The 13,327-nt window shown below is 30.1% G+C and carries 10 protein-coding genes and 2 rRNA genes; 1 reads left to right on the forward strand and 11 read right to left on the reverse strand.

All coding sequences use genetic code 11. The features are described 5' to 3' along the window. The 10 genes from BUB34_RS11740 to BUB34_RS11790 form a co-directional block, all read right to left on the reverse strand. Positions 1–229, reverse strand: a 16S ribosomal RNA gene (locus BUB34_RS11740); the annotation flags it as partial. A gap of 954 nt (positions 230–1,183) precedes the next feature. Then, positions 1,184–2,455, reverse strand: a complete 1,272-nt coding sequence (locus BUB34_RS11745; protein WP_073127526.1) for an alkaline phosphatase family protein — start codon at positions 2,453–2,455, stop codon at positions 1,184–1,186. A 13-nt stretch (positions 2,456–2,468) separates the two neighbouring features. Beyond that, positions 2,469–3,761 (reverse strand): ABC transporter substrate-binding protein, encoded by a 1,293-nt coding sequence (locus tag BUB34_RS11750; protein WP_073127528.1) that lies wholly within the window; start codon positions 3,759–3,761, stop codon positions 2,469–2,471. Positions 3,762–3,791: 30 nt separating this feature from the next. Beyond that, on the reverse strand, positions 3,792–4,679 hold the full coding sequence (locus BUB34_RS11755; RefSeq protein WP_242948886.1) for a carbohydrate ABC transporter permease: 888 nt from the start codon (positions 4,677–4,679) through the stop codon (positions 3,792–3,794). A gap of 1,101 nt (positions 4,680–5,780) precedes the next feature. Further along, positions 5,781–6,647: a carbohydrate ABC transporter permease gene (locus tag BUB34_RS11765; protein WP_073127532.1), complete on the reverse strand. Its 867-nt coding sequence runs from the start codon at positions 6,645–6,647 to the stop codon at positions 5,781–5,783. Continuing rightward, a complete protein-coding gene (locus BUB34_RS11770) occupies positions 6,631–7,719 on the reverse strand; it encodes an ABC transporter ATP-binding protein (RefSeq protein WP_073127534.1) in 1,089 nt (362 codons plus the stop codon). The genes BUB34_RS11765 and BUB34_RS11770 overlap by 17 nt, the downstream gene beginning before the upstream one ends. A gap of 199 nt (positions 7,720–7,918) precedes the next feature. Then, positions 7,919–8,101 carry a hypothetical protein gene (locus tag BUB34_RS11775; protein ID WP_073127536.1) on the reverse strand — a complete coding sequence of 61 codons (183 nt, stop codon included), beginning with the start codon at positions 8,099–8,101 and terminating at the stop codon, positions 7,919–7,921. An 83-nt stretch (positions 8,102–8,184) separates the two neighbouring features. Beyond that, positions 8,185–8,442: a hypothetical protein gene (locus BUB34_RS11780; RefSeq protein ID WP_073127538.1), complete on the reverse strand. Its 258-nt coding sequence runs from the start codon at positions 8,440–8,442 to the stop codon at positions 8,185–8,187. 158 nt (positions 8,443–8,600) lie between these two features. Continuing rightward, positions 8,601–9,119, reverse strand: a complete 519-nt coding sequence (nrdG, locus tag BUB34_RS11785) for an anaerobic ribonucleoside-triphosphate reductase activating protein (RefSeq protein ID WP_073127540.1) — start codon at positions 9,117–9,119, stop codon at positions 8,601–8,603. A gap of 76 nt (positions 9,120–9,195) precedes the next feature. Continuing rightward, on the reverse strand, positions 9,196–11,547 hold the full coding sequence (locus tag BUB34_RS11790; protein ID WP_073127542.1) for an anaerobic ribonucleoside triphosphate reductase: 2,352 nt from the start codon (positions 11,545–11,547) through the stop codon (positions 9,196–9,198). A gap of 371 nt (positions 11,548–11,918) precedes the next feature. Between BUB34_RS11790 and BUB34_RS11795 the strand changes: the two genes are divergently transcribed. After that, complete coding sequence (locus BUB34_RS11795) at positions 11,919–13,106, forward strand: pyridoxal phosphate-dependent aminotransferase (RefSeq protein WP_073127544.1); 1,188 nt, start codon at positions 11,919–11,921, stop codon at positions 13,104–13,106. A gap of 97 nt (positions 13,107–13,203) precedes the next feature. On the opposite strand, the gene rrf is transcribed toward BUB34_RS11795, so the two are convergent. After that, positions 13,204–13,320: ribosomal RNA gene (gene rrf, locus BUB34_RS11800) — 5S ribosomal RNA — on the reverse strand. Positions 13,321–13,327 lie beyond the last annotated feature (7 nt).

Here is a 13,327-nt window from a genome sequence, read left to right on the forward strand (position 1 = left end):
ATCAGACGCGGGTCCATCTCATACCGCCGGAGCTTTGATATTTTTATCATGCGATAAAAACATGTTATCCTGTATTAGCATACCTTTCGGTATGTTATCCATGTGTATGAGGCAGGTTACCCACGCGTTACTCACCCGTCCGCCGCTCACCCCGAAGGGTTCGCTCGACTTGCATGTGTTAGGCACGCCGCCAGCGTTCATCCTGAGCCAGGATCAAACTCTCAAATAAAAGTTTTGTTTTCCTTGCTCAGACTAATCATTATCTGAATATCTGGCTTGGTTTGTGTTGTTTCAATTCTATAAATTAACCTACTGTTTAATTTTCAAAGTTCAATTGATCTAATAAATTCTTATCTGAATTTATTATCTTGTTTTGTCGCTTGTTGTCTGTTTTTCAAGGACAAGTATTACTATATCAACTTTTCTTTTTACCGTCAACAACTTTTTTTATTTTTTTATTAGTTTTTTTACTATTCTATTTTATGTTTTATATTATCCACATTATCTACAACTTACATGCATTATAAAGTTGGTAGTTATGTTTTTTATCCACATTTTCCCCGACTTTATTAATCTATTATTTTTTACTAATTAAATCGATTATGAGCTAAATAATTATTTTATTTAGCGTCCTCTCACACCACCATGCGTACCGTTCGGTATACGGAGGTTCATTAAGTTCAATGCACTTTTTAATATTTCTTGGAAATACTCATATATTCCATTTCCTCTAGGTATTTATTTGTAAGTGTCTTTGATAGTATTAGGCTTTTATATAAATGTCAATATAACTTTGGTTCTTTCCACTATTAGTTGAAAAGTGCTATTTTTCTAATATAACTTTTATATCATTGTATTTTTTTAGTAATATTTCAAATCTACGCAAAGTAATATTATTTATAACTCTTTTCTTATTATACAATAAATTTAATATATCTTTTCTTTCTATATATTTCTACATAAAACTTTATATTTCTTCTAATTTTTTATTTTTCCCTTAAAAATCAGACGAAATATAAGGATTCCATATAACTATTTAAAGCAATTTTACGATATTGATAATTACTTTAATAATAGTTATAATTTTCAATATTTTCGAATAATATCGTAGTTGTCATATATATAATAAAAAACTGCCGTAAGTAATATATAATTACTTTACGGCAGACCTCAGTAGACATATTTATTTTAAAATTTTTAACACCTTACCATCAATATCTTTCATTTCTATATTAAATATCTTCATAATTGTGGGAGCTTCATCTACAAGGTTTCCTCCATCTATAATTGTATTTTCTTTTATATCAGGTCCTTTTGCTATAAAAGGCGGCTTATCTCCCTTACTTGGGAGATGACCATGTGTAGCTAAGCTGTACTTATAATTAGTATTATCTACTTTTTTGACTATATCACCTACGTATGAATTACTAAAAGCTACGCCTTCACAACCTTCTATTACAAATTCAGCTTCACAATCTAATCTATGTTGTGTTTTCAACTCTTCTTTATTAATTATACGCTCTATACCGAGTACATTATCATTTATCATTTCAGAAACAATTTTGTCTATTTCTACTCTATTATCTGAATCTTTAATTATAAGATGTGCTGATTTACCAGCTGATTTAAATATTGCTTTAAAATCTATTAAATTACCATCTTTATCTAACTCAATCAAATTATTTTCTCTTAAAATAATATTTGGGCATACTACTTTATCTACTTCTAACTGGCCGTGATCACCCAGTATGATAAAATTAGTATAATTATAAACCTCTGCTTCATCTAGTGCATTTATCAACCTTCCTAACCATTCATCATACTTTTCAAAAGATGATATTACCTTATCATTCATAAGGCCATATTTATGTCTAGTATGATCTAGATAAGCTAAATGTATAAACATAATATCAGGCTTATATTCACGGATTATATCCTCAGCACAACATACTCCAAACTCATCTAAATGAGGTTCCGTGTTCCACTTAATTATATGTGAGTGCTTTGGATAAATTTTTTCCATTAATTCCTTCGTACAGCTATCATTAAATACCTGAAAAGGATCTTCATCTTTTGTTTTCGTCCAAATCTCTGCTATATTATAATCAGAGTTACAGCCACCAGTTACTGGCCATAAAATAGTAGAAGTTTTTAAATTATTTTCTTTTGCTATATCTATGATTGTTTCCGTTCTTATATCCTTACTGTACCAGTACCAATCTGGGGAATTGGTTTCTGGCATCAGTTTTTCATTGTGACTTATCCCATGTTTATCTGGATACACACCTGTAATTATGCTTGTATGACAAGGGTAGGTAAGTGTAGGATATACACAATCAATATTTTTAACTATTGAGGAACCTTCTAATATTTTTTTGAAATTTGGCAAATCTTTAATATGGTTTATATCACTTGTAAATAGTGAATCAATTGAAATTACAATAGCTCTACTCAAGTTTATACCTCCACTACTTATTATTCTTATCTATAACTCCTTGCATAATAGAAGTTGCACTTTTAATTGTTTCCTTAACATCTAAATCTAAATCTAGAAGTGCTTTTTTCATCTCATTCATAAGCTTTTCAGATGCTTCTACATATCCTACAACACCAGGTCTTTTAGAAGAGTATTTCAACTGATCTGCCGCAACCTTATATTGAGGCTTTTCTTCATATAGTTTTGCTATTCTCTCACTTTCAAGAGCACTCTTAGTAATTGGCATATATCCTGTTTCCATACTAAAATCAACAACATTTTCCGTATCAGTCATAAATTCGATAAACTCTGTAGCTGCTTTCTTCTCATCTTCAGTTGAATTTTCCATCATAACTATATTTGCACCACCTGTTGGAACACCGAATTGAGTGTCTCCTGGTATAAAAGCTGTATTTACTGTGAATTTTCCTTCTGTTTGTTCCATAAGCCCTGTTAAACTAGCAGTAGATTGAAAAGTCATCCCTGCTTTATTGTTTATAAATGCATCTTTAGCTGCATCCCAAGCATCATAACCTTCTCCTGGAGGTAACTGCATTATTCCATCTTTCATCATGTCTTGCCATAGACCTAAAGCTTTCTCACCTTTTTCATTGTTAAAAGCTACTTTATTGTCTTTATCAATCATTTCTCCACCTTGTCCATAAATTAATGCTTCATAGAACCATATATCTATCGGTACAGCAAGACCTATTACTCCATCTGCCTCATTTGTAAGTTTCTTTGCATAATCTTTTAGTTCTTCCCAATTTTTAGGACCTGATGGATCTAACCCTGCTCCTTCACACATTTCTTTATTTATGTATAATAATGGAGTACTTCTATTTAATGGTACAGCAACAGTTTTGCCATCATATTCTGATTCTCTCATAAGCCCTGGTAAAAAATCATTTTTCTTTTCTTTACTAATTTGTTCCCCTATGTCTGCTAATGCACCTACTGAAGCAAATTGGGCTACTTGTGTTATCTCAAGCATAGTTAAGTCTGGTTGGTTTCCTGCTGCAATTGCTGCTTGGAGTTTTGTTCCATTTTCCCAATAGTCACCTTGAGATACCATTTTCACTTCAACAGTTTCACTTTGTTCATTAAACTTATCCACAAAACTTTTAACAATTTCCTCATTCTTACCTGTAAGAGCATTCCAAAACTCTATCTGTGTTTTACTATCTGAAGTTTTACTTTCTCCACTTGTTGTGTTACATCCTGTAAGTGATAATGCTATTAATCCTAATGCCATTGATGTAGATATAATCTTCTTTAATTTCATTTTTCTCTCCTCCAAAAATAAGAATTTATATTATTTTATACCTGAATAAGCAAATGCTTTTTTGATTTGTTTATTCAAAAATATATATATAATTAGTATTGGTGCCGTTAACATTACATTCCCTGCCATTACTACATTCCAGTTGACAATCCCCTCACTGTCTTTTAACATTGCTACACCTATAGGAAGTGTTCTTACTAGGTCAGTATTGCTCATTACTAGTGGCCAGAAATAGTTGTTCCAATGATATATAAAACTAAATAGGCCAAAGGTTATCATCGCTGGTTTTGCCATAGGCAACATTATCTTCCACATTATTTTAAAATCTGTTGAGTTATCAAGTTTTGCAGCATCTATTATTTCATTTGGTATTTGCATAAAGTTTTGTCTTAGAAGAAATATTCCAAATGATGAAGTTATAAATGGCAGTATCAATGGGATATATGTGTTTATAAGACCTAGATTACTCATCATCTTGTATACTGGTAAAAAAGTAATTTGAGGTGGTACCATAAGGCCTGTTAAAATTATTCCAAATAAGAATTTATTCCCTTTAAATTTAAATTTCGAGAATGCATAAGCTGCTGGTATCATAACTACAAACTGTAAGACTAGTATAGACATAGTTATAAATAAACTATTTCCTAAATACCTAAAAAATGGTCCTGAGCTCCATGCTTTTATATAGTTTTCTATCATCATTTCTGATGGAATGATTGTCGGTGGTATCATAATCGCCTCTTGAGTAGTTTTCAGAGAAGTTGATATCATCCATATAAAAGGAAAGGCGAATATAACTATCATGAATATCAAAGTTAGTAATTCAATTCCTTTAAAAATTATTTTAAATATTTCTTTAAATCTATTTTCTCCGTTTGCTTTATCTTCCATATAAATTACTTGTTTTCTAGTTTCCAAATTTATCTCTCCTTGTATAATGTAGTTGTAACATTTGATAGAAAACTTTCTAATAATCTAACGAATATTAACAACTTTTCTTAATTTTTAAATTTGTATAAAATCCTATCGGATCTTAATTCATTTCTTTAATTGTTTTCTATTAAAATTCTTCCTAACGGATGATTCAACTTTGACAAATATAGTATAATCTTTACTGAATAGAGGATAGATGTATCCCCCCTGGGTGATCTTAGAGATCCTATACCCGAAAAATAGCGTATCATTCCATCAGTAATAGTTCTATGTTTAGCTGGTTGAATTTCCCCGAAGGGAATTATTCGTGTCACAGACAAGGTTGTAGAATTACTGATAGAAATGGAATCTCTATTCTAGCTCAATATATAAAAAATAAGGGAATATTAAAATATCAAGATTTATTAATACACAGTAATCGGAATAGATGTAGCATCAGATTTTTCAATTGTTGCTATACTTACACCTAACGGTGAAACTTACAGTAAACCATTTAGAACAAATCATACTTTGGAAAGGTTTGAATATTTATCCTCTGAAATACAAATCGAGATATTAAAATTATATACTAAACCAAATGATATTTTATCTGCCAATAAAGACGATTTAATTAGTATACTTTTAAAATCTAAAAAAGGTATTGCTTATGCTGAAGATAAATATTATAAATTAATCAATACTGCCAAAAGTGCTAATATTATTTAAATACCTTCAGTTAGCCTTTTTATAAAATTAATATCTGAAATCTACAACTTACTTTCTAGTGGAGAAATACCAGCCAGTATTGTTGATAATATTAATCTATACCTGGTGTTGGTGAATCTAAGGGTAACAATAATCATATATCTAAACGTTGTCCACGCATAGGCCGAAGGGCCTTATATGCTATCGTATTAGCTTCAATTAGAACTAAGCGTAATTCTGAGGCAATAAACCCTGTTTTGCTTAATTATTATAAAAATAATATGAATGGCAAGATCAAAATAGGCCATCGAAAATTCACGTATAATTGATGGTTTATTTGCTATACAAAAAACATAATTATAAAATATCTTTAAAAACTGTTGACTTTAACTAGCTGGTTTTTTATTGATAGTGTATTTTGTTTGATAACAATTTAAAATGTGCAAATGTAAGAATACCAATTATCACTATCATAAATACACTTGCTGCAGAAGCTATACCAATATCATAATATCTAAATCCTGCCTCATATACATAATACACAAGCATATTAGTTGAGTTTATTGGCCCACCTTTTGTCATAACATTTATTAAATCAAACACTTGAAATGACGATGTAGTTGTTGTAATCAATAAAAAGAATATTGTCGGAGATAATAGAGGCAAAGTAATTTTAAAAAATGTCTTGATACTGCTACTATTATCTAGTTTTGCAGATTCATAAATATACCCTGGTATACTTTGAAGTCCTGCTATAAGAACTAAGGTATTGTACCCTACTGTTTTCCAAATCCCCACTAGAATTATTGAAAAAAGAGCTGTTTTTTCACTTGAAAGCCACTTAGATGGTGGAATACCAATTAAATTAAGAGCCCAATTAAAAAAACCATAATCTGGATTCATTATCCACATGAATAATACTCCTATAGATACAAGAGATACCACATGTGGAGTAAATATTACTGTTTGGGTAAGCTTATGCATGAAAGATTGTTTATTTAACCACACTGCAAACAATAATGCTAAGGATATTGATATACCAACCATTGCTACAGTATAAATCGCTGTATTGTTTAACGACTTTATAAAATCTGCATCATTTAATAAGGTTTTAAAGTTTTCTATCCCAGCAAATTGTAAGTTAGGACTTATCAAACTTCCTGCTTGGAAGCTTAAATAAATAGTATGTATAATTGGATAAATCACAAATACAATCATTCCAAGTAATGCTGGAAGTGCATATACATATGGTTTAAATTGCTTTTTCATTTATTCTTACTCCTCTTTGAATTTTTAAGAATAACTTATGTGTCTCAAGCTCGTCTGTAAGCCTTTCATCTTTATTATCAAAATAGTAGATATCATCTTTATTTATAATAAGCTCTATATTTTGATTGACTATATACTTATCATCTTCTATTTTGATCATTATTCTATCATTTCCAACTAAAACTGAATAAATCACCTCAGAACCAAGTATTTCCCTTGTTACTACCTTACCTGCTAATTTTAGAACTTCTGAATTTTTATTTTGTTCAAATCTTACTTTTTCTGGTCTAAAACCATAACTAAATTTTTCACTTAAATCACTTTCACAATTCCCAGCAAATTTTATTATGTTCATAGCCGGATTTCCAATAAACTGTGCTACAAATACATTTTTCGGATTTGTATATATCTGTTTTGGACTATCTTGTTGCATTATTTCACCTTTGTTCATAATAACAATTTTATCTGCCATCGACATCGCTTCTACCTGATCATGTGTTACATATACAAAAGTCGTTTTTAATTTATTATGAAGTTGTATTAATTCACTTCTCATTTGATTTCTCAACTTAGCATCTAGATTAGATAAGGGTTCATCCATTAAGAATACTTTAGGTACTTTTACCATTGCTCTAGCTAATGCTACCCTTTGCCTTTGTCCGCCTGAAAGATCAGAAGGTTTTCTACTTAAATATTCATCTAACCCCACAGTCGATGCAACCTCATTTATCAATCTATCCCTGTCCTCTTTTTTTACCTTGTTGTTTTTTAGACCAAATTCTATATTTTCCCTTACTGACATATGAGGGTACAATGCATAATTTTGAAATACCATAGATATTCCTCTTTTACTTGCATCTACATTAGTTACATTATCTTCTCCTATAAATAAACTACCTGATGTAATATCCTCTAATCCAGCGATCATTCTAAGTGTTGTAGATTTACCACAGCCTGATGGACCTACAAGTACTGTAAAAGAACCATCTTCAATTTGTAAGTTTAGGTTTTCTATAACAGTATTTTTGCTACTATAACTTTTTTTGATATTTTCTAATGTTATATTAGCCATATTTATCTCCCCCTTTTCTTTTCTACAATTTACATTTTACTATGCTTATGTTAAGTGTGAGTAAAGCTAGATTTAAGGTATGGTTAAATTTATTAAGATTATATTAACAACGAATTATTTTTATAAAGATTCTAGATTTTTGAGAATATATGTAAAACTATTATTTAATAATTCAATATAATGAGAAATCGAGTAGGAGCTAAATAATTATCCCAGAATTACCTATTACACTATCTACTAATATTACACAGTTATTATCCAATCCAAAGTAAGTTCTAAATTTTCCAGATTTAAATTTTAAAAAATCTGCCTGTGTAGCCTTGTACAATTCACTCGCATAATCCTTATACTCATTCTCTAGCTTCTTGTTTTCTTCAAACACTATATAGGTTTCACTATTGTCATCATCATTTATTTCAAAGTATGCATTTATTTCTTTTAAAACTTTATGTGGTATTAATGTAACTAAAAAACAGGTAAAGTGATTCTAACTTTTCTCTTTAATTTATTTTTAGTCTTTTTAGGTATAATCTCCATTCTAAAGTCCTTTATAAAATCCATTCCTAATAAAAAGAAATAAATTGCTATAATTACTAATATCTCGTTTAAGTGCATCAATGGAGAAAATAGTGCAGTTACTCCAAAACCAAAAAATATTATAATCTCTGTTATTGTTCCAAAACTAACTCTACTATTATTTCTTATATAAATATATATTGTCATTAATTTTTACTATAACATTTAATATTAAATATAGTGCAAATGCTATAGATAACAATGATAATGATATACTAGGACATATTTAAAATTCCATATTTAACAAATAAAATAGCCAAGTGAATTTTTATATTCCTCGGCTATTTTGACTCTAGTATTAATTTTTATTTCATATACTCTTCATTCAGTATTATTTTTTCAGACTCTAAGCTTCTTTTAACGTCTATTATTCTTTGATTAGACGATCCTCTAAACTTTAAATTTATATCTCTTTTGTTTTCTATAAACTTTCCATCAACCAATACATCTATATTATTGAGAAGACTTAGATTTTTCAAATAAGAAGGGTTATTGTTTTTTAACAGTTCTTCAAATGTAAACCCAGTATATGCCCATACATCTAATCCAATATTCTTACTTTCTCTAGCTATCTCCTCTAATGCCTCTGGTTGTAAAAATGGTTCTCCTCCTGATAAAGTTATTCCCTTATGCAATTTTAAGGATTTTATTTCTTCTATAATATCTTTTGTATCAACTTCAAACCCTCCAACTAAACTGTGAGTTTTTGGATTGTGACAACCTCTACAATTATGTTGACAACCTTGAGTCCAAACTACAGCTCTAAGCCCTGGTCCGTCCACTATGCTATCTGTAGTTATTGGAGATGCAATTCTAAGTTTCATTTTTCTTCCTCCATAATATAAATCATTGATCTGTAACTCTAGTATTTAAATTTTATAGGTAAACATCTATTAACCATTATTTATGCTTTACTCTATCTCTAACTTCTGCTTTTTTAGCATTATTAAATCTGTCTACAGTTCCAACTAAGTATCCAGTTATTCTTCTTATTCTTTCAAACTTTATATCACTTTCTTTTTCATCTCTTCCACATGAAGGACATATATCTCCTTCTATAACTCCAGAATAACCGCATATAGGATCTCTATCTACAGGATGATTTATACTACCATAACCTATTCCAGATTCTTTCATAGCTCTTATTATGGTTTCAAAAGCTTCTATATTATCAGATGGGTTTCCATCTAATTCTACATAAGTTATATGCCCAGCATTAGTAAGTTCATGATAAGGAGCTTCTAATCTTATTTTATCATACGCTTTTACATTATAATAAACTGGAACATGGAATGAATTTGTGTAGTATTCTCTATCTGTAATTCCCTTTATTTCTCCATATGCTTTTTTATCAATTCTTGTAAATCTACCTGAAAGACCTTCTGCTGGTGTAGCCATTAATGAAAAGTTTAATTTATACTTTTCAGTTGCTTCATCCATTCTTTTTCTCATATGTGAAATTATTTCTAACCCTAACTTCTGAGATTCTTCGCTTTCACCATGATGCTTTCCTGTAAGACCTACAAGACATTCAGCTAACCCTATAAATCCTACTGTAAGTGTTCCTTGTTTTATAACTTCTCTCAATGTATCCTCTGGACCTAACTGATCAGAACCTAGCCATACTCCTTGTCCCATTAGGAATGGGAAGTTCTTCATTTTTTTATTTGATTGAATTTCTAATCTTTCTAATAATTGATCTATTAATAAATCTATCTTTTGGTTTAATTCATCATAGAATCCTTTAATATCAGCCTTATCATTATTTACTATACCATGTTTTATTCCCAATCTAGGAAGGTTTATCGTACTAAATGATAAATTCCCTCTTCCGCTAACTGTTTCAGGCCCGCAAACATTTCCTAATACTCTTGTTCTACATCCCATGTATGTAGCCTCTGTTTCAGGATCACCTTCCTTATAATACTTAGCATTAAATGGTGCATCTAAGAAACTAAAGTTAGGGAACAATCTCTTCGCAGAAACTCTACAAGATAATTTAAATAAATCATAGTTAGGATCTTCTGGATTTAGGTTTATACCTTCTTTTACCTTGAATATTAATATAGGGAAAATAGGTGTTTCTCCATTACCAAGACCTTTTTCTAGTGATAAAAGTAAATTCTTAGTTACCATTCTTCCTTCTTCTGAGATATCCGTTCCAAAGTTTACACTACTAAATGGTACCTGTGCACCAGCTCTAGAGTGCATTGTATTTAAGTTATGAATAAAAGCTTCCATAGATTGATATGTTCTTCTGTCAGTTTCTTTAGTAGCTTCATCAAGCGCAAATCTTTGTATATTCTTAGCAAGCTCTTCATCTATACTAAAAGCAGCCTTTAATTTTTCTCTTTCACTTGCTAGGTATGTATCATCTTGTTTTAATCCTAGTTTTATTCCTGTTTCTTTTTCATTTTCATATACCACTTCTTTTACAGTATCATTAGCTTCTATACCTTTAAATAATCTCAACGCCTTGCATATATTAGATATATAAAGCCTCTTAAATGTCTTATATACACCTTCTGCTAAACCATAGTCAAAGAAAGGAATACTCTGTCCACCGTGTTGGTCGTTTTGATTACTTTGAATAGCTATAGCAGCAAGAGCTCCGTAACTCATTATATCGTTTGGCTCTCTTAAAAATCCATGACCTGTTGAGAACCCATTACTAAATAATTTCTTTACATCAATTTGACAGCAAGTAAGTGTACCCATATTCAAAAAGTCCATATCATGTATATGTATGTCACCATTATCATGAGCAAATGTATGTGCGGGTTTTAATATATGAGTCTTACAAAATTCCTTAGAAACTGTACTACCGTATTGTAACATAGTTCCCATAGCTGTATTTCCATTTATATTTGCATTCTCTCTTTTTATATCAGCATCTTTCGCATCTTCAAAAGTTATTTCTTCTATTGATTTCATTAATCTAGTTTTTGAATTTCTTATTCTACTTCTTTCAGTTCTATAAATAATGTATTCTTCACTAGTCTTAGCATGTCCTGTCTCTATAAGAACCTTTACTACAGCATTTTGTACATCTTCAACTCCCGGTATAGAATCCCTATACTGGCTGTTTAGTAATTTTATTACTTCTTGTGTTAATTGCTCTGCTAATTTATAATCAGGAACTGTTCCTTCTCTTTCAGCAACTGTAGCTGCAGCTAAGAATATAGCCCTTGTTATCCTATCCTCATTAAAAGGTATTACTCTTCCATCTCTTTTTTTTACGAAATTAATCAAATTTGACCTCCTCCTAATACCACAATATGTTGTATTAAATCTATATTCTAAACACTATATGTAGTGTACAAGTCTAAAAAAATCCCCTTCAACAAAGTTAAAGGGACAGTTTTTTATTATTTACTAATTAAGATTACCAAAATTCTATATTTTAGTCAAATCCCGTAAATCATTGAAAATACTATATCAATAATTTGAACATAAGCATTTCTAACAACTTCAAAAAAGAATATAAATTTTTTTATTTTTTGTTTATCTTAAATAGATCATTTATTACTAAATTTTATGTTTTTATATTTAATTTCATCAAAGTGTCGTATAATATAGTTGGTCATTAAATAATATATTTAATCATTAGAAGGAGGTATTTTATGTTATCTAGTAGACTATCCTTTATAACTCCATCCTACACAATAGGCATAAGTTCAAAGGTTAAAGAAATGAAAAATTCAGGAATTGATGTAATTAATCTTAGTATAGGAGAGCCTGATTTTACTGTTCCTAGCACTGCTAAGGCTTATGGTATAGATTCTTTAAATAAAGATTGCACTAAATACGATCTAGTTCCAGGGATAACAATACTTAGAGAGGAAATTTGTAAAAAATTACTCAATGAAAATAATTGTAACTATTCTCCAGATGAAATAGTAGTATCTAGTGGTGCTAAGCACTCTATAACTAATGCTTTATTAACTATAACTGATCCTGGTGATGAAGTTTTATTACCTAAACCATACTGGGTAAGCTACTCTGAAATGGTTAAAATAGTTAATGCTGTTCCTGTTCCAATAGATACTAAAAAAGAAAACAGCTTTAAATTAACTAGAGAAGAATTGGAAAAAAGTATAACAGATAAAACAAAACTTCTAATTTTAAATAACCCTTCAAATCCAACAGGAAGTATTTATACAAAAGAAGAATTAATTGCTATAGTTGATGTATGTATCGAAAAAGGTATTTATATACTTGCAGACGAAATATACGAGAGAATACGCTTTAACAATGACTTCGTATCTGTAGCATCTATAAGTGAAAAAGCAAAAGACATCACTGTTACTATAAATGGTTTCGCAAAGTCTGCTGCCATGACTGGCTTAAGACTAGGGTACTCAGCATCAAATAAAACTATAGCCAAGGCGATGAGTTCTATCCAAGGTCACTTAGTATCTCATCCATCTTTAACTGCACAATATATAGGTTATTCTGCACTTAAAGATTGTACTAAAGATATAGATCATATGGTAGAAACTTATAAACAAAGAAGAGATTTAATTACGGCTAAATTAGATACTATCCCTGACGTAGATTATATATATCCAAACGGAGCTTTCTACGTTTTCATAGATATTTCTAAGGTGGCAGATAAGTTTAAATACAATAAAAGTCTTTCTATAGAGTTCTGTGATCAATTCTTGTCTGAATATAGAGTTGCAGTTGTTCCTGGAATAGCATTTGGATTAGATAATTACATACGTATTTCATATGCTTGTAGTGAAGAAACTTTCTTAACAGGACTAGATAAACTAAATGAATTTGTAAAATCTATCATGTCAAAATAATAGTATAATAAAAAGCACTCACTAAATAAAATTTATTCTAGTGGGTGCTTTTTCACTTTATATTTTATTATAAGCTTTTAGTACATAAAAAAAGATTACGTGGCTACGTCCTACTCTCCCAGGCAGTTGCCCACCAAGTACCATCAGCGCTAAAGAGCTTAACTTCTGTGTTCGGAATGGGAACAGGTGTATCCTCTTTGCTATAATAACCACATAATCTT

This window comes from Asaccharospora irregularis DSM 2635, from assembly GCF_900129815.1.
Taxonomy (GTDB): Bacteria; Bacillota; Clostridia; order Peptostreptococcales; family Peptostreptococcaceae; genus Asaccharospora; species Asaccharospora irregularis.